At 43.6% G+C, this 17,960-nt stretch carries 13 protein-coding genes; 5 read left to right on the plus strand and 8 right to left on the minus strand.

The window, feature by feature from the left end; translation table 11 throughout:
- Positions 1-101: 101 nt before the first annotated feature.
- Genes menE through menD form a run of 4 tightly spaced genes read right to left on the minus strand, consistent with a single transcriptional unit; the run spans position 102 to position 5,276 of the window.
- The gene (menE, locus tag AAEY93_RS12345; protein WP_124012708.1) at positions 102-1,631 is read right to left on the minus strand and encodes an o-succinylbenzoate--CoA ligase; all 1,530 of its coding nucleotides are present in this window, start codon (positions 1,629-1,631) and stop codon (positions 102-104) included.
- Between the two features lie 2 nt (positions 1,632-1,633).
- Complete coding sequence (menC, locus tag AAEY93_RS12350; RefSeq protein WP_351077259.1) at positions 1,634-2,728, minus strand: o-succinylbenzoate synthase; 1,095 nt, start codon at positions 2,726-2,728, stop codon at positions 1,634-1,636.
- Positions 2,729-2,730: 2 nt separating this feature from the next.
- Positions 2,731-3,537, minus strand: coding sequence for a 2-succinyl-6-hydroxy-2,4-cyclohexadiene-1-carboxylate synthase (gene menH / locus AAEY93_RS12355; RefSeq protein WP_124012706.1), 807 nt, complete (start codon positions 3,535-3,537; stop codon positions 2,731-2,733).
- The gene (gene menD, locus AAEY93_RS12360) at positions 3,537-5,276 is read right to left on the minus strand and encodes a 2-succinyl-5-enolpyruvyl-6-hydroxy-3-cyclohexene-1-carboxylic-acid synthase (protein ID WP_351077263.1); all 1,740 of its coding nucleotides are present in this window, start codon (positions 5,274-5,276) and stop codon (positions 3,537-3,539) included. The genes menH and menD overlap by 1 nt, the downstream gene beginning before the upstream one ends.
- 700 nt (positions 5,277-5,976) lie before the next feature.
- Here menD and yjeH point away from each other — a divergent pair.
- Complete coding sequence (gene yjeH, locus AAEY93_RS12365) at positions 5,977-7,254, plus strand: L-methionine/branched-chain amino acid transporter (RefSeq protein ID WP_351077266.1); 1,278 nt, start codon at positions 5,977-5,979, stop codon at positions 7,252-7,254.
- Between the two features lie 16 nt (positions 7,255-7,270).
- Here yjeH and AAEY93_RS12370 read toward each other — a convergent pair whose 3' ends face one another.
- Both AAEY93_RS12370 and AAEY93_RS12375 read right to left on the minus strand, forming a co-directional pair.
- Positions 7,271-7,720 carry a tellurite resistance TerB family protein gene (locus AAEY93_RS12370; RefSeq protein WP_124012703.1) on the minus strand — a complete coding sequence of 150 codons (450 nt, stop codon included), beginning with the start codon at positions 7,718-7,720 and terminating at the stop codon, positions 7,271-7,273.
- A 126-nt stretch (positions 7,721-7,846) separates the two neighbouring features.
- On the minus strand, positions 7,847-8,392 hold the full coding sequence (locus AAEY93_RS12375) for a DUF2780 domain-containing protein (RefSeq protein ID WP_351077270.1): 546 nt from the start codon (positions 8,390-8,392) through the stop codon (positions 7,847-7,849).
- Between the two features lie 170 nt (positions 8,393-8,562).
- Between AAEY93_RS12375 and AAEY93_RS12380 the strand changes: the two genes are divergently transcribed.
- Both AAEY93_RS12380 and AAEY93_RS12385 read left to right on the plus strand, forming a co-directional pair.
- Positions 8,563-9,285 (plus strand): hypothetical protein, encoded by a 723-nt coding sequence (locus AAEY93_RS12380; RefSeq protein WP_124012701.1) that lies wholly within the window; start codon positions 8,563-8,565, stop codon positions 9,283-9,285.
- A gap of 32 nt (positions 9,286-9,317) precedes the next feature.
- Positions 9,318-10,757, plus strand: coding sequence for a DUF4145 domain-containing protein (locus tag AAEY93_RS12385; RefSeq protein ID WP_351077274.1), 1,440 nt, complete (start codon positions 9,318-9,320; stop codon positions 10,755-10,757).
- A gap of 753 nt (positions 10,758-11,510) precedes the next feature.
- Here the strand turns inward: AAEY93_RS12385 and AAEY93_RS12390 are convergent.
- Together AAEY93_RS12390 and AAEY93_RS12395 are read right to left on the minus strand one after the other, a co-directional pair.
- Entirely contained in the window at positions 11,511-12,530 is a 1,020-nt protein-coding gene (locus tag AAEY93_RS12390) for a DUF4382 domain-containing protein (protein ID WP_351077277.1), read from the minus strand.
- A gap of 680 nt (positions 12,531-13,210) precedes the next feature.
- Positions 13,211-14,215, minus strand: a complete 1,005-nt coding sequence (locus AAEY93_RS12395) for a DUF4382 domain-containing protein (protein ID WP_351077280.1) — start codon at positions 14,213-14,215, stop codon at positions 13,211-13,213.
- Between the two features lie 577 nt (positions 14,216-14,792).
- On the opposite strand from AAEY93_RS12395, the gene AAEY93_RS12400 reads away from it, so the two are divergent.
- Both AAEY93_RS12400 and AAEY93_RS12405 read left to right on the plus strand, forming a co-directional pair.
- Positions 14,793-16,640: an SLC13 family permease gene (locus AAEY93_RS12400; protein WP_351077283.1), complete on the plus strand. Its 1,848-nt coding sequence runs from the start codon at positions 14,793-14,795 to the stop codon at positions 16,638-16,640.
- Between the two features lie 996 nt (positions 16,641-17,636).
- A complete protein-coding gene (locus AAEY93_RS12405) occupies positions 17,637-17,933 on the plus strand; it encodes a hypothetical protein (RefSeq protein WP_351077286.1) in 297 nt (98 codons plus the stop codon).
- Positions 17,934-17,960: the final 27 nt, after the last annotated feature.

A 17,960-nucleotide genomic window follows, 5' to 3' on the forward strand; every position in this document is an offset into this window, starting at 1 on the left:
CTACTCTAATCTAATCCAATCTAATCTAATTTAATTTAGTCTATTCAAAAGTGACCGATGCAAGGGTTGTTCAATCGTCGCTGAGCAATCAATAACCCCATTTATTGCGCTTTTTTTGAAGCGGCTATCTGAGTTAGAATCGCGCTAATAATACTTTTTCTTGGCACTTTTAAACCACCAGAGATAACCTCTTTTGGCCACATAAAAAACTGTCTAGGCCGCTTGAAGCGTGCCAGCGTTGACTCAACTAACTGACTCAGCTGTAAATTAATGGCGTCTATATCAATCGCTTCAACTTCAATGTTTTTAGCATCAAAGGCTGCAATATGCCCTGCATCAACGCCATGACTGTTGTCTACTGCACAATAATCAATAATGGCGGCAGGTAAGTGGCCAAACGTTGCATCGTCTATCGGAAATACAATGGCTTGGGCAACATTAGGATGGCTTAATAACACCGCCTCAAGTTGTTCTGGATGAATATTTTCACCACCACAAATAAACATGTTATCTACTCGACCTAAAATACTCAGCTGACCCTCGGAATCTAATTGGCCCTTATCATGGGTACAAAACCACCCTTGCTCATCTACGGGAAGTGTTAAGCCATTTTCGGTTAAATAGCCTAAAAATAAACAGTCACCTTTAACCCAAATCACTCCCTCTTTTAGGCTAAGCTGTCTTGACGGTAAAGGGCGACCATGATGGCCGGATAAATTCGCTTTAGCTGTGGTGATTTGCGAGCTCATCTCTGTCATACCATAGCTGGTGTAAGCGTTAATGTGCAGGTGTTGTAATTCCTCAATCAGTGCAGACTCTATGACCCCGCCGCCTAACAGTAACGCGGAAATATGGCTAAATGCTTCAGGTTGTTGCTGCAGTATCTGTATTGCTTGGGTGGGCACTAATGACACATGGGTAATAGAACTGCCTCGCAGCTGTTCGGCCAGTGACTGTGAAGGATTTCGCAATACAATGCAGGCGCCCGCGAGGGTACAACGATGAATAATGGCTAACCCACCAATATGAAACAGTGGTAACGATAATAGCCAAGCATCGGTTGTTGTTAAAGGGATCGAGGTTGCGGCCCCTTTGGCGCTGCTCACATGGTTAATTAAACAATGCATTGCGGCTTTGGGTGTACCACTTGAGCCTGAGGTGAGAATAATGTTTGAAGCTTGATGCGCTGGTATCTTTGTAACACTGCTGGCTGCTTGAGGTACATTCTGAGGTAAATCAATATCGAGCCAATGGTTAATCTTAATGGTCGTTTTTTTGCTTGGGGTATCGGTCCAGAGCCATTGAAGAGCAAAGCGTTTGATAAGCTGATTAATCTGTACATCGGCAAATCGAGGCGACAGAGGTAAAAATATCCATCCCGCATCAACGCAAGCCCAATATAGGCAAATCATTTCAATATTATTATGTGATACACAAGCCACAATGTCGCCATGCTTGACGCCTTGAGATTGCAGCTGTTGCACTACATGGCGGACTAAACCACTTAAGCGAGCATAGTTTATTCGAGAATTAACATGAGAATTGGTGCTGGTGTTTACGCCATCATGCGAGGTCTCAATCGCAATGGCATCTGGGGTTGTTAATGCTGCTTGATGCAAAGGTGACATCATTATTAACCTACCTTGTTCGGATCACGTGTTGGGCCAATATGAGTGAGTTGCTGTAATACCTGATGGTTTAGTTGTGGCGATAAGCCTGAGGTTGCTAACAGTACTGGCTGAGTAAAGGCGCTTAATGTACCAAGGCCTGGCGATTCATCAGGGGTTAATGCTTGGCTTACTAAGCGTAAGTCGTTAATGCCCATATCAGCTTCTAAGCTTGAGCTTAATATACAACGCACTCCCTCGAGATGAGCTCGGCTGATCATACTTTGCAATTTTTCCAGCGAACCCAATAACATAGGTTTGATGATTAAGGCCCCCAAACCGGGTTGCTGTAAGGCTAAATCGAGATCAAATTGAGGCAAGTTGAGTGATTCATCTAACGCGTAGTTAATGCCTAGTTGGCGGTATATTTGCGGATTATCATTTGGGTTAATGCAGGGTTCTTCAATGTATTCAATTTTGTGTTTTGGTAAACACGCTAAAAAATCGATAGCCTGTTCAAGGCTAAAACCACGATTGGCATCTAAACGTAATGTGACATGTGGTGCAATGGCCAGTACTTGATAAATAAATTGGATCTCGCTTGCCATGCTAGTCTGAGCGACTTTAATTTTAACACTGTTTATGCTGGCTTGTGTCAGTAGCTTTTGGGTGATAATGGCTGTCGACATACCATCATAAAGTAACGGCACCACTGCTGATTGAATCGGTGTATTTTCGATAATAATAGGCAGGCAATGGGTTGATTTTGCATGCAATAAGCTTAATGAGAATGCCAATGATGGCAGCGATATCTGCTGGGCAATGGCATTTAATACCACTAAGGGTTGATCTATCAAAGAGGGTAATATCTGCTGCAGTTTTGATTTCACTTCATCAAGCGATTCTTGGCTAAACCCCGTTATCATCTGGCTATCAATGTCCAAGCCTGACAATGGCGCTATTTCAGCCCAAGCCGTTTGTTGATTATTAAGTTGGATATCAAGTACTAATCCTTTGCGAAAATCAATTCGTTGTATACCCACGGGTAAGCTCGGATTGAGTTCAATTTGATATTGATACAGGGTGCAACTGGTTATCGTTAAGTCGTCTGATGATGACATTGTTACTCCTTTGAACCCATTAGCGGATCTAAGCACAATAACGTCAGTAGGGTATCGATAAACAATTGAGGATGCAGGCTGTGAATATTATGTCCTGCAGCATGTAATGGGTGTAATTGTAAATTGACTGAACCTGCGAGTGCCGCCTGCCAATCTATAGCCACTTGAGCAAACTTTTTATCATCAACACCATATATAAAATGGCATGGGCAGTTGAGCCGCTCAAGTACATTTCGACAGTCTTGTTGCAAGCTCAGTGAGGTTGTCATGTAACAATTGGCTAAGCGTTGCGGATCGTTAATACGGCGTATTGAAATAAGTTGCTGCTTTTGATGTTCGCTCAAGTCGCTAAATACCGCTTGCTGGTACCAAAGTGCCAGAAAATCCGCTAGGGCTAAATGCTGGAGTTTGTTAGCCCAGAGACGGTCGCTTTTAGCTCGGGAGGCTTGTTGCTGAGCATCTTGTAACCCAGGATGGGCTGATTCGAGTGTTAAACTCAGTAGCGAATCGGCAAAATCAGCTGCAATATGCAGCGCTATCCGACCCCCAAGAGAGTAGCCCAACAAATGAAACTGTTGATAACCCATGCGGTGCATTTTACTGACAATCAGCTCTGCAGCTTGGTGTAAACCCGGTGAGGTTAAGGTATCTTCGTTACCGCCATGCCCAGGTAAATCAATACAAATACAATGGAAATATTGGCTTAAACGGGGCATTAAAATAGACCAGTCGTCTTTACTGCCAAGGAAGCCATGTAGCATTAACAATGCAGGTAAGTGTGGTCGGCCAAAACGACTGATTATAACCATTAGTGTTGTTTCACCCATTGGCTGATTTGAGCGATTTGATCGCTGGCTTGAGTATGGCTGACATTGATTTCAATGACTGAGGCACAATTAAACTCAAAGGCTTCTTGATAAGCTTGATTAAACGATTCAATGTCATCGGCTTGCCGATAGGCCAAACCAAACATAGCCGCACCATAGCCAAACTCTACACCATGGCTTAACCGATAAAAGTCATTGCGAAGTTCCTCATTTGGTACGGGCAATAAATTAAAGATATTACCGCCATCATTATTGATAATAACCAGCACAAATGGATGGGTCATTTGTGTTAACAGTGCCAGTGAATTTAAATCATGTAAACAGGATAAGTCGCCCATAACCAGAGTTGTCGGTGAATTTTTGTCTGCGGCAACGCCACAAGCTGTTGCAATTAACCCATCGATGCCAGAGGCGCCACGGTTGGTATAAATGGCTGGTGTGTTGGTCGCAATTGGCGCATACATATCGTAAAGCCTGATAGGTAAACTATTACCGATAAACAGTATATGTTGATCCGTTTGAGCCAATGCAATGGCGCGTACGACTTGCGCTTCGCCAAAGGTTTTATTGTCGATCTGTTGTTTAAACAGTGACTCCAATGATTCATTTAGCGGTAATAATTGTAATGCCCAGTTGGCTTGTGATGATCGCGGCCAAAGTAATTGGCATACCGCTTGAACGCTTGCCTGGTAAAATTCTTTAGATTGATGGGTCGGATCTAAACGATCGCCGTATTTACCCACATGCCAGTAGCTATGCCAAGTTTGCTGGGCAATATATTGAGTTAAACGTTTGGAAACAAAACGGCCACCAAAGACGAGTATCCGCTCAGCTTGTTCAAGTTTTTTGTTGGCTTTAGGGTTTAATAACAGTTGGTCAACGTGGCCTATTACCCCAGGATGTTGACGTAACTGTGATTGTGCATCGACTAAAACCGGCCAGCCTAATTTTTGCGCTAACGCGACGATTTGCTGTGGATTATCTTCAGGCGCTAAGGTGCCAACCACTATCACGCCCTTACCATGAACAAAGCGCATTAAGGTGTCTGTTGTCGGTAAGTCTGCACTCGTTAGTCGAGCATAACGAGTAAATGGCTTAGTGTTTTCAAACCATGGGTTTAATGGCGCAAGATACGTTGATGTTATAATGCTAGCCGTTTTCTTTACATGGGCTAATGTCACCAATTCTGCTGGGTATAGAGGCTCGCGGTACATGCAGTTTATATGCACAGGTTGATGTTGGTTCGCTACCGCATGATCAATTGTACTCAATAATGCATTAGCCGGATAACCAAGATCAGGCGTTGGTAAGTTAACTTGTTTGGCGTATTGAGCAAATATAGCCGGCTGAATAATGGCTTGATTGGCGCCGCAATCAATCAGCTCAGGCGGTCTGTCGCCAGATAAAATAATCAGTGGTACATGGGTTAACCAAGCCTCAACAATCGCTGGATAAAGATTGGCCACTGCGGTACCTGAGGTGGTTATGATAGCCACGGGGGCATTGCTGGCCTTTGCCAGTCCAAGTGCCATAAAACCTAAGCCTCGTTCGTCAAAATGAATGTGACGCGTAAGCTTGGTTTGACTAGCAGCAGCCAATGTTAGCGGAGTTGAGCGAGAACCTGGCGCCATACAGACATGCTTAGCCCCTAAGCGTGCAAGTTCTTCCAAGATCAATTGACCCCATAACAAATTCATATCGGCGCTGGTCTGTTGTTGCATATTGGCTCATATCAAAGATAAATAAACAAATATTAGTGTAACGTCAAGTTCGCTATATATCTAAGATTTAGCGCAAATTTTTATCGAAAATCTGCGAAATAAAGCTTGTGGTTATAAGCAAGCAACTGCGGCATTCATGCTTGTTTTATTTTTGTTGCAATTAGGTTGCTAAGATGATTTTAATAAGGTAGCAAAACAATAATAATAACAATAATAACAACAATATAAATAACGACAAAATCCTTCAGAAGATGGCTTCCGCTGTATTATGTACAGAGAGTCGATAAATTGCCCCATCGCCCCAAGGGAGTCAGTTAACGGCTCGATGCTATGCGGTCGATAATGAGCATTCGAGGCTAAAAAGGATGTCAACTAAAGAGGCTCAAGATCCTGTAATAATGTCAGCTATAGGATGAATAACCTGCCGAATTTGATGCTGTTACTGTATTGAATGGGCATGCATATAGGCTCATCAATTCATTTAAATCGTAATATTTTGGCCGGTAAGGATTTGCGTTGTGGCGGTTAAAATATTAATTGATTCAGTACCATGGTCACCACTGTGTTGAATTTAAAAAGTATGCTGACCTCCGTTTTTTTTGTAACGCCCTAAGCAAAACTTGATAGCCGCGAATTAATCCGCATCATGTTCACCTGTTTGCCCTTATAATGTCGCCATATATCACACAAGATTAAAATAATGAATCAAATAACAGCAACAATCGGACGCTGGCAAGGCGCAGGCTTAATGGCCACCACATTGTTAGGTACCGGGGTATTTATTTTACCGCAAATGACCATAGAGGTAGCCGGCTCAGGTTCGTTATTGGCATGGTTATTATTGACGGTTGCGATTATCCCGGTGGCATTAGTGTTTGGTTTGTTAGCGAGTCGTTTCCCTCACGCCGCTGGCCCGGCTTACTTCATTGAAAAAGCCTTTGGTGCCACAGCAGGCCGAACAATTGGGTTAATCTTTTTGTTAGTCATCCCCATTGGCGCGCCAGCAGCCATTTTAATGACCTTTCAATTTTTAGATGCACTGGTGTCGATCTCTGGGATTGGCCAATTAGTGGCTGAATTGCTGATTGTGGTTGTGTTATTGCTGCTCAATATTAAAGGCATTCAGGTGTCGGCTAAATTACAATTTGCCCTCACCTTGCTGATTGTTACGGTAGTAGCGATATTATTTGGTGCTAGCGGGTTAAATGTTGATCAACTACAAACCTTCGCTCATACCAGCCACCCGCAGTTTAGTGGGGTTATGCTCGCCATGGGCATTGGTTTTTGGAGCTTTTTAGGTATTGAAGCCATGACCCATCTTGCGGGCGATTTCCGCCAACCTGATAAAGACTTATTGCCTGCGATGATGATGGGGACGGTATTAGTGGGGATTATTTATTTGGCCTGTACTTTTTTATTGCTTATGGTGCCAACAGAGGGTGACGGCTTAGCGATGATATCGGCGTTTGATTACTTACTCTCAAACACCGTATTGAGCGGCTATGGTGGCTACATTATCGGAGTATTAGGTATTGCTAGCGGGTTAGCAACTGTGAATGTGTATGCTGCCAGCGCTGCGCGTCTGTTGTGGAGCTTTAGTCAAGAAGGCATAGTGCCACGCTATTTTGATAAGTTAAATCCACATGGCGTGCCTTTTAGAGCCTTGTTTGCTATTTTAGGCTCGATGGCAGTGGTCATTGTTGTCACCTTTTATGGCGCTCACCAACTAGAAGATTTAATCGCTTGGAGCAATGGGGTTTTTGTGATTATTTACCTGTTGGCCATGTTGTCTGCTGCTAAGTTACTCAGCAAACGCTACTTACCTTTGGTGGTTGCGGGTTGCTTATTTTGTATCGGTTTAGGTATTGCTCTTGGAAGCAATATGATTTATGCCATTGTAATGGTTATTGTTATTGCCCCTTTTATGTGGTGGCAAAAAGCACATCTTACACGTAAGTATTTAGTGAGTAATCACTAAGGATAATTGGCTTTATTTAGCGAGTTTCCATGGCAATATTACGCATTTGAATCAGTTCGCTGTGTTTTAAGTGCAGTAACTCTGCCGTACGACGAATAATCTGGTCTTCATATTGAGACAGTTCACCGTCGGAATAGGCTAATTGCCACATTGACAGCAGTAATTTTTGTTTATCATTAATACTAAATTGAGCATTGATTTCGGCGGTGAATTCAAATAATGATGTGGCGTCTTTACGGCTTTGTTTCGCCTCGTCTATCAGGATTATCGCTTCTTCTGAGCTAATGCCTAAAGTGTTGATGAGCATTTCTGGCAGTAAAGCTGCTTCAGCTGCGGCCAAATTTTCATCGGCATACACAACCTCTTGTAATAGGGTTGCCGCCGCGAGGTTGAGGTTTTTCTGTTTATCTTCAGGGCTACTTTCTTGAGCATGCGATTGGAGAAACTGCTTGAGTTTAGCGATCATAATCACTCCGTTATAATGACATTAGACATACCGATGCTAGCAAAAATGATAATCCCAAGCGAATAGCATGGGATTAAATAATGTTAACGTAAGTTCACTATGAGTGTCAGACCGTCTTAAGGATGATTATAAAACTGAGCCTAGGCCTTTGATTAATAAATCAACCGTGCCGTCACCGCCACTTTGCTGTAGATAGTTTTTAGCGATATTCACCATAGGTGTAATATATTCTTTTGAGATACCTAGTTTGTCAAAAGCATCATATACCATTGCGCTACCTTGTAACGCAGTGCCTAAATCACCCGTTTTTGATAATAATCCTGACATGCCACTGTCTGATGCTAACGCAGGTACCGCAGCAAGTAGACCGTCTGTATTAGGGATGCTGTCGCTTAATTGACTGAAATCATTTGCACCTAAATTACTTTGGGCCAAGCTAAGTAGTGATCCTAATCCGCCTTCTGCTTGGGGTTGAGTTAACCCAAGTTGTGACATAACGTTAGCCACTAAAACACTTGATTGCTCAGTTGCTTGGGATTGGTCAATTGTTTTGGCTTGTTCTGCTGCCGGTTTTTTGGTTATTTCAGTTACGTTATCTAACCAGCCCGCCGATGCTGGAGCTGAGAAGACTAAGACGCTAAAAAGTATCGCTAATAATAATGCCAATTTCATAATGGGTATCCTTTTATGTGGCTCAATGTCAAAACTTAGCTGCTATTTTAGCCTAATTTACATAAATGCGACAAATGATCGCATCTTTTAATAATTTGATTTGTGCAAAATACGTTTTTTTTGGGTATCCTAAGCGCCATATTCGTCGTTAATAGATTACTGGAACCCACATGTCATTGTTTGCAATTATGGCTGAAGCATTTAACTTTTTTCGAAACCACATCCGTCAGCTTGCCGTACTGACTTTGCCATTTTTGTTAATCCAAGTCGCGATTCAACTTTGGTTGGGTAATGAAATGATCCAAGCGGATGTTGAAAACCCGCAATTCGGTGCTATTCATGCTGCTGCAATGATGGTGCTATTGTTGGTGTTTTCATTTTTAATTGCCGCCTTAACCTTATATTTAGAGTTACGCTCTCAAGGCCATGATCTTGCGCCGGCACAAATACTAAAAGCCAGCTTTCCGTTTGTACCACCGCTATTACTGGCTGGGGTATTTTCTGGTTTAGCGATTTTAGCGCCAGTAATGATTTTTGCGGCGTTTGGGCCACTGTGGTTAATTGGCTTAATAGTGAGCTTGTACTTATTCTCTCGCCTAGCCTATGTCAATTTTATGGTGGTGGTTGAGCGTTTAACGCCATTTGAAGCGATTAAGAGCAGCTTTAAATTTAGTGGCCCTATCACCATTAAAACCATTGCGGTATTAATGCTATACGTGCCATTGTCTCTATTAGGCGGTATGTTTTCACAATTCGCGATGCAAGTTGGCTTTCCGCTACAACTGGTCGTTGAAACCACTTTTTCGTTCTTAGGTTTGTTCGTTAATATTGCTTTGTTTAGATTGTATATGATCAATCGTAAAACACCGGATGCTGACAACTCTGAAGGATAAAGATGTTATAGATACTCAAAAAGGAGAGACCATTGTTAAATGATATTGAGTTTATTGATGGTTTCTCTATTGAGTTGGGCAATGATTACCGTTTAGCCAAAAGCTATGTACGCGACATTCCAACCCAAGCGTTAGTTTATATTAGAAGCTTTACCCATAAGTTAGCCGCTCAATTAGCTCAGAAGCATGATGTAACATTTACCTCTGCCAACTTATATGATCGCATCGAACAGTTAAATCAGCTGCGCGTGATTGATGTTGCTGCCGTGCGGGCGTTACATCGCCTGCGCAGTGACGGTAATCGTGGTGCCCATCCTGAAAAATATCATTTAACCCAAATTCAGCTCATTAGCATCGCAGAAAAGTCGATTCGTCATATTTTGCAGTTAATTGTAAAGCTATACCCCTCTTTACATCGAGGCACTGCACCCCGCTACCAATTTGAAGCATTTGATTCATACGCTGGCCGCGATTTATGTTATCGCGCAGTGATGAAGAATGATCCTGAAGCACAGTATTTAGTGGCAATGTCACTCAAAGCCAAAGGGTTAATGTTACAAGAGCAGGAGCGCGCGTTGGCGCAAACCATTGACACATCCGCGACAGAAAGCGCGGCGACGTCGGCATCCGTTGAACAAACATCAGCAGAGGCATTTGCACAAGCGGCACATTGGTTTCGTGTTGCATCCACTCAACATCAAGCGGCATTATTTGAGCACGGTGTGAGCTTATTGCATGGCTATTGCAGCGATCCAAATCCAATCGAAGGTGAGCAACTTATTGCTAAAGCTGCCGAAAAAGACATTGTTGAAGCACAAGCATTACTGGGGTTTTTCTACCTTATCGGCAGTAATCAATTTACCGTCGACCTAACTCAAGCCGAGCGTTTATTGACCCTTGCTGCCAATGCGGAAAATGCCGAGGCTATGTCTAATCTTGGGGTGTTGTTTTATCAAGCCCAGCAGTTCGAACAAGCATTTATATGGATTAATAAAGCAGCCCAAGCAGGTTATCCGAATGCACAATATCATTTAGCCCTGATGCTGAGCGAAGGTTTGGGTTGCCAAATAGACTTGGCTGCGAGTCAGCAATGGATGAGCGAAGCTGCCGAGCAAGGTCAAGTCGATGCAATGTTATATTGCGGCAGTGATATTTTGCATGACGACAATGCCAGCCAACAACAGCGCACTAAAGCCGAGCATTACTTACATCAAGCTATAAAGTACGGTCACAATGTTAGCGCAATGATAGAGCTAAGCGTGGCGTTAGCCGACGGTATTCTAGGCCGTATCGATGTGGTGCAAGCGGCGTATTTACTCACATTAGCTAAGGTACACGCCAATGACGATCACTTACAAGTAATCGAACCATTGTGGCAATCATTAGCAATGCAAATCGACAGTGTGATCGCGCTTAACCCAAGCGAAGATGAAATGATCGCGCTGAAACAAGCCAAACACTTACTCGAATAAGTCATGTTTTGTTTCTAAATAAGAGCGTGTGACCTTAGGGCCGTGGCGCTTAGCCGACACCCGACTTAAAGGGATAAAGTGACATTTATGCAATAGAGCGTTATTGAAATAGAGTCCTTACTAAACCCGCATCGCACCAACGAATTTGCACTATTTAAATAACTGCATACCATAGCTTTAGTCGATATTACCGCCTCAAAGAACCTAAGAACTAGATAATAAAACTTTATTAAACAGGCGCTTATTACGATGGCGATGTTGATTTGCAATAAGCGAACTATTGATGCGTCAATGGGCATTATTAGCAAGACTAATCGCAAAAAAAGAGCAAAAAAGTAGCAAGTTTGATATGAAATAGACCAAACATTCTGATCTTGGCTAACTTATCCCATCCCTTAACCTCTGTTGAGGTTACGTTAGGATTAAATCGTTAGCTCAATGTTGTCCAGTAATCGGGTTGGATTTATTAATATGTTTATGCCCATATTGAGTTGGATAGTTAAGGAATAAGGTAGTTTTATTCAGGGGTTATCACTACAACCGCGAATGTTATAGCCATTGATGGCCTATTTTTTTAAAGTATCTTTTCTACTTAATGGCTGCAGATCTTACTGGGTGTTAATGGTTTTTTACGGTTAAATGAATGAGCGAGTCATAAAAAAAAGCATCCATTACGGATGCTTTTTTATAAGTCAGCTTTATTTGGTGTTAAGCGAGTTGCTCAAGACTATGGCTTAAGTCTATGGCTCAAGACTATGGATTGAGCGTGTTAGCAAAATCACCATTAGCCACAGTGCCATTGGTCACTGTCACTGTTTGTTTATCCGCATGGATAAAGAAAGGTAGCTCTAAATCATCAGGGTTGTTATTGAGATCAGGATCGTCATTTTGGGCTACACAGGTGTAACCCACACTGTAGCTGCCTGCAACGACGAAACCAAATTCATAGCCTTGGCCAATGACTTCACCGTTCTGATCGATAATATCGTTGACTCTAGCAGAAGCAATTGGCGCAATTTGTGGTGCCACAACGGCATCACTTCTGAAATCGCTCATATTGTCGAGTGCTGTTGCATCTGAGTAAAGATAGACAGCATGACTAAAGAGGCTGCCACCTGCTGATGTTCCACATAGTGTCTCGAGCTCTGAGGGAATATTGCCTTTAATGGCTCCGACTTCAGCATTGTTATGTAACTGAACTGATGTTGGTTTTAAGGTCCAGTAGTCTTTATTGCCGTGGGGGTCTTGTAAGCCACTGTTTAGGTCAAATTCGGCGACAAAGCTGTTTGTACCGGCTGCGATAGTAAATGTTTTATTGAAAAATAAACGGCCAGTATCAGCATCGTCTGCGCCAACACCGCCACAAGAGCCATTGCTGTTGGTTGTCAGTCCATAGAGATTATCATCTATGGTTTTAACAAAAGAGCTCTCGGCATTTGGCGTTTCACTTCTTTGCATGTAAATACACATTTGGTATTCGCCAACGGGGATACTTTGACCGCTCACTAAAGTTTCAACAGCTGTACCTTGATATTCGAGTAAATTGACTTGTTTTAAATCGCCGTCGTCAGACACGTCAAATGAAATGCTGCCCGTATCATTTTTCAATACGACTTGCTTAAAAGCGATAGTCACGTTTTTTGCGTCACTCGGGTTATCTGACACGCCTAAGCTAAACTCTCCCATTTGCGGCGAGGAAGTGTCGTCACCACCACCACAGGCGACAAGCAAGCCCGATAGGGAGAGCGCAATCAGTGTTTTTACTGTTTTCATGGTGGACCTTCTTATTCATTGGAGGGATGGCGTTGTCGTGAAAAAACAATCTCTTGTCTTAAACGTTAGCTAACTTTATCGAGTATTGTTCAGTTTACAAGCGTCAATATTTTGGAACGCGTCAATTGCTTAGCGTTATATGCCAGACGGTATGTTGATACTTTTTTATTGTTATTAAAGTCATTAAGATAGAATGTTTTTATCCCAAAATTTACCAAGGACCGCAAAGATTAATTATTCAATACAATGAGATTTGGGTTCAGAAAATTGTTTGGCGGTGTCGTTGCTGAGCGAAACTAAGACTATGTTTTAAAATGATCTGTACCCTTAATAATAGACATTTAGATAAGCATTAGATCCTAAATCGTGGTGTTGTAATGACAAGTAATACATTACTTGTTGTTATTTGAACGTAGATAATGGAGTAAAAACCCTAGCTCATTCCTGTCCATCTACCCGTCAGTGGATATTTGCTGACTCAAAACGGCCATTGTGTGTTAGAGAGAAAAACCGATTGCCACTTTTATGTGAAGAGCTGCGGCTCTACCTCAACGCAACGATAACAATGATTAACGAGGTATCTGCTCATACTTCAACTCAATCATCATTACCGTTAACTTAGTTCACCATGCTTTTAGGCGTGAAGGCTCCCAAATTGAATGTGAGCCTGACTATTATCGCTAGCCGCCCATACCCATACCGCCGTGATGACCACCATTGCCATTACCGCACTCATGTACCGTCTGCTGGCCACCCTGTGTACCTGCTTCTATGGTAATTGAACCTGAATCTTTAAACATAACAAATGGACCACTAGTGATCTCATCGGTGATTGGATCATCTACATGGCCTAAACAGCTATAGCCGACCCGATAGTTTCCGGCTGGCAAGTAGCCCATGGCAAAGTGCCAGTTGCCGTCGGTATCCTGCATCATAGGACTGACTGCCGTAGGGGGGATGAAACCCGCTGGTGGATTGGTTCCCATATCTGCCATTTGGTTAATATCGGTGACCTCTTCGGGGTACAGGTAGGCCATATGGCTAAATTGCCCTCCCGCCGAAGCCAGATCGGAGTGAGTTGTTTCGCAATCGGCAATCCACTGGGGGTCGACCTCACCTAGCAAGTGACCCATATGACTATTATCGACAGACCACATGGCTTCATGATTTAAAAGGTATTGCCCCTGCTCGTTAGACAAGCCACGATACAAATCAATTTCCATGGTGATGGCAAGATGCTGGTCAGCGACGACCTCAAAATCCGAAACGGGCAGCTGTCCATTGGTAATATGCAAACCGTGGCGACCCTGGCCATCTTCAACATAGCAGCCGTCATTGCCATCGCCTTGCTGGGTGGTGACATAGGCATCATGATACTGCCCTGGGGGCAAGTCGATGCTATCGACCATAAGATGACTGTCCATCCCCTGGAAATCGAGTAGGTTAAATGCCATATCCTGTAAGTCATGCCTATGGATGTCGCCCGCGGCATCTGTCATGACCAGTTCCCCCATGACCATGCCCACATGGGTAACGCCAGCCATAGGCGAGTCGGAAATGGCTAGAGAGAACTGCCCCTGAGGCAATACCTGTTCCGGCGCCGTGACAGTACTATCACTATCACTCCCACAAGCCCCAAGCCAAAAAATTGAGGATAAGACCAACATTGTTTTACAAATCGTCATAAAGCCGCCCTGAATATATGAAATTTATCTAATGCTAATCCTTTGGAGGTAGTAATGCTAATTGGTGAGATATAAATGTGATCCTGAGCCAGATGCAAGATGTAAAAATCGCTGTTTAAGATTAAGATATTGAAAATAATGGTTATTAATTGTTGTTCTATGGTTTTTTATGGCGCTATAAAAATCATATGACTAGTAACAATATCCAGCATAAGTCTTGCAAATCAAACAAAAAATACCTCTTACTGGATGATGACATTACTGCGACATGGCTACAGCTTGTGTTTCGTCAGGAAAACAATTCAATTTTGACATGGCGTTAAATGACAATGTTAGGCCGCTGAATCTTCAATTTCATGCTTGCCTGTGGGTTATACAATAAGACATAACCCATAACTTGCTGATTTGTTTCTCTTCAATTAGCTTTATTAGAAAAAAAGCCTAATATTTAGGTGATATAGGGTCAACAAACAAACGCCAACCTGCACTGAAGAGCGTCGTAGAAAAGATCTTCAGAGCAAGCCTCTGCTTTACCATGCATATGCAAATAAAAAAGGTTAACTGACAGGTGCCAGCAATGAATATCATGACTTTGCCACCGCTTCCTGATGTGCATGCACTTGCAGTGCTATTGCTTGTCTTGCTTGCTCTGTTTCTGTTTACCAGAGAATCTATTGCCATTGAGACGTCGAGTCTGTTTATTCTGGCAGTGCTGAGCATAGGTTTTACTGTTTTTCCTTACATCAACGCCCAGGGGCAACATCTTGAGGCGCTGCAATTTTTCAGTGGTTTTGGCCATGAAGCGCTGGTGGCTGTGTGTGCACTGATGATTGCCGGAAACGGCTTGGTGCGCACGGGAGCCCTGGTGCCTCTTGGCCGAATTCTAGCGCGTTTATGGCGAGTAAGCCCTGTATTGAGTATGTTGCTGACCCTGCTGATTGGCGCTTTTCTCAGTGCATTTGTCAATAATGTGCCGATAGTCGTGCTGCTGCTTCCTATTCTGATCAGTGTCTCGCTGCGAACCGGAGCGCCTGCTTCGGGGGTGTTAATGCCAATGGGGTTTGCGACGCTGGTGGGCGGCATGAGTACCAGTATAGGCACTTCGACGAATTTGTTAGTGGTCTCGGTGGCTGCTGATATGGGCCTGAGAAGACTGCAGATGTTTGATTTTTTTGTACCAGCAGCAATCGTTGCCGTCATTGCCATTGTTTATCTATGGTTGATTGCACCACGCCTGCTGCCTGCACGTAAGGCCATACTCAGCGATACCTCTCCAAGAATATTTTCCGCCCAACTGGTGATATTGGAAGACGGTTTTTCCGTCGGCAAGACATTGACAGAGCTGACCGAAAAGACCTCAGGGTTGCTGGAAGTGTCGCGGATCATGCGGGGTAGCGGAACCTATATTGTCCCCTTGCCGGATGCGCAAATTCAGACCGGAGACAGGTTGATGGTCAATGACACGCCGGACAATCTTAAGGAGCTGGAAAGTGCTCTGGAGGCCATGCTCTATGTCGGCGATAACCCGGTGGATGAAGAGCATCCATTATCCGGTGAGGGACAGCAGATCGCCGAAATAGTTGTCATGCAAGGTTCTCCTCTGCTTGGCATGACCTTAAGGCAAGTTAACTTTTATAATCGCTATCAGTTAATGGTGCTGGCAATACATCGGGGGGAAAGCTCAGTCGAGACGCTGCGCGAAAAAATAGCCCAGGCTCGCCTGCGCATCGGTGATGTTCTGCTGGTGCAGGGTAATCAAGATACCATAGGTGAAATCAAACGAGCGGGTGAGCTATTGGTTCTCGATGCGACCGCAGACCTGCCGCACACCGATAAAGCGCTAACGGCTCTGCTGATCATGGCTGGGATTATTCTTGTGTCGGCATTTGGGGGCGTTCCCATTGCGATCAGCGCAGTCGGTGGTGTATTACTGATGCTGATCACCCGCTGCTTAACCTGGCAGCATGCTTCCATGGCGCTGAGCACCCAGGTTATTCTGATTGTCGCGGCGAGTTTGGCGATGGGGGCTGCATTATTGAAAACCGGCGGTGCAGAGTATTTGGCCCAAGTCTTTGTGGCCTTAACGGCGGGGGCTTCTTCGGCGGTTATTGTGTCTGGACTGATGTTGTTAATGGCAATTATGACCAATATTGTTTCCAATAATGCTGCGGCAGTCATTGGTACTCCCATTGCTATCAGCATCGCGCAGCAACTGCAGGTTGATCCCGAACCCTTTGTTATTGCTGTGCTGTTTGGCGCCAATATGAGTTACGCCACCCCCATGGCGTATAAGACTAACCTGCTGGTAATGCATGCGGGTGGTTATAAGTTTATCGATTTTGTCCGTGTGGGCGTTCCCCTAACGATCATTGTCTGGCTGAGTTTATCGCTATTACTGCCGGTCATATATTCGCTCAGTTGGTAACATTTGCCGTGGCATAATGAATGATCAACATCATTTGCCTGTTTATTCTTTATTGCCTACGGCCACTAACGGCTGTTCCCTCTCTAATCTTCATAAAAGAATTGGCCAGCCGCCCTGCAACATTTTCCCGATTGACTTAAACAACAGATGCGAAAAGGTCGCCATGGGGATTGATCCAGCATTTATCTTCGTTTTAATCCTGCTTCGGCCCATCTTGCAGTAAAGAGTGAAAATGCTAACGCTTCCGATAGGCCTGTCAGGCTCACGCATTCTTTTATAAAGAGTCTTCAACGTCCTCAAGTTTAGAGTTGAATTTGTCCCTTTTAACGTCAACATACCGACACGTTTATGCCCCAAAGTGTTTTTAAGATATGGCCTGCGGCCACTAACGTCGTGGCGCTTCACCCACACCAGACCAAGAGGAAATCAACGGCTATTCCCTCTTGGAACTCCCAGCCGCCCCGCAACATTTTCTGAACAGCGAAAAGGTCGCCATGGGGATTGATCCAGCTTTTAACTTTATTTAGTGTTCTTCGGCCTTATTCGAAAATGCTAACGCTTCCGATGGTACATCCTGTACCGCGAAAGCTAAGCTCACATCCATGTGAGCTTCACGCTATTTTCTTCAACGCCCTCAAGTTTAAAGTTGAATTTGTACATTTTTAAGTCAAAAACCAACTCGGTTTTGCCCCTTTATCATTTAGAACATATGCTCAGCTCCATTTTGCCTAGCTAGATTAGCCCTACCCCTGCTAATGTTAAATCACCATATCTAGTGACCACTTTACCCACATCTATAATCAACCCTGAATTTAGATGTGAACGCTAAATAACATTAGACACTAACGAATTTACATTAGAGTAAACACTATCGCGATATAGTAATATCGCCATATTGTTCAATGACTTACGGTGGTGTCGCGGCTTGTGATTAACACTTTTTCGGAGTATCTTATGCTTTAGCCAATCAAAGATTATATTTATAAAGGAGTTAATATGGGGCTTGGTAGAGTTGATATACACGCAGGAGATTTTAAAAAAGGAAATGAAAGCCAGTACGTGCATGGTAAATTCTCAATGAAAAATGAAGGTGAATTTTTTCGTGAAAAGATAAATCCTTCGGAAATAGAAAGGTTGGAAGAGGCATCTGAAGAGTCAGTTATAAGTATCGGTGGTGCAGCAGGCTGGGGCGTTGCGGGTAGTGTTCTGCTTGGTCCTGTTGGGTTGTTAGCGGGGTTAATACTAGGGGCTGTTGATCTTTCACATTGGCAGCCAAATTATAGAGCAAGCTAGAGCCAGCAGGCTTTCAAAATTAATTTT

The sequence above is a fragment of the Shewanella sp. CAL98-MNA-CIBAN-0140 genome (genome assembly GCF_040309905.1).
GTDB lineage: Bacteria > Pseudomonadota > Gammaproteobacteria > Enterobacterales > Shewanellaceae > Shewanella > Shewanella psychromarinicola.

Coding starts and splice junctions, on each gene's coding strand:
- menE (WP_124012708.1), bottom strand. CDS start 1,631: ATGATGTCACCTTTGCATCAAGCAGCATTAACAACCCCAGATGCCATT.
- menC (WP_351077259.1), bottom strand. CDS start 2,728: ATGTCATCATCAGACGACTTAACGATAACCAGTTGCACCCTGTATCAA.
- menH (WP_124012706.1), bottom strand. CDS start 3,537: ATGGTTATAATCAGTCGTTTTGGCCGACCACACTTACCTGCATTGTTA.
- menD (WP_351077263.1), bottom strand. CDS start 5,276: ATGCAACAACAGACCAGCGCCGATATGAATTTGTTATGGGGTCAATTG.
- yjeH (WP_351077266.1), top strand. CDS start 5,977: ATGAATCAAATAACAGCAACAATCGGACGCTGGCAAGGCGCAGGCTTA.
- AAEY93_RS12370 (WP_124012703.1), bottom strand. CDS start 7,720: ATGATCGCTAAACTCAAGCAGTTTCTCCAATCGCATGCTCAAGAAAGT.
- AAEY93_RS12375 (WP_351077270.1), bottom strand. CDS start 8,392: ATGAAATTGGCATTATTATTAGCGATACTTTTTAGCGTCTTAGTCTTC.
- AAEY93_RS12380 (WP_124012701.1), top strand. CDS start 8,563: ATGTCATTGTTTGCAATTATGGCTGAAGCATTTAACTTTTTTCGAAAC.
- AAEY93_RS12390 (WP_351077277.1), bottom strand. CDS start 12,530: ATGAAAACAGTAAAAACACTGATTGCGCTCTCCCTATCGGGCTTGCTT.
- AAEY93_RS12395 (WP_351077280.1), bottom strand. CDS start 14,215: ATGACGATTTGTAAAACAATGTTGGTCTTATCCTCAATTTTTTGGCTT.
- AAEY93_RS12400 (WP_351077283.1), top strand. CDS start 14,793: ATGAATATCATGACTTTGCCACCGCTTCCTGATGTGCATGCACTTGCA.
- AAEY93_RS12405 (WP_351077286.1), top strand. CDS start 17,637: ATGGGGCTTGGTAGAGTTGATATACACGCAGGAGATTTTAAAAAAGGA.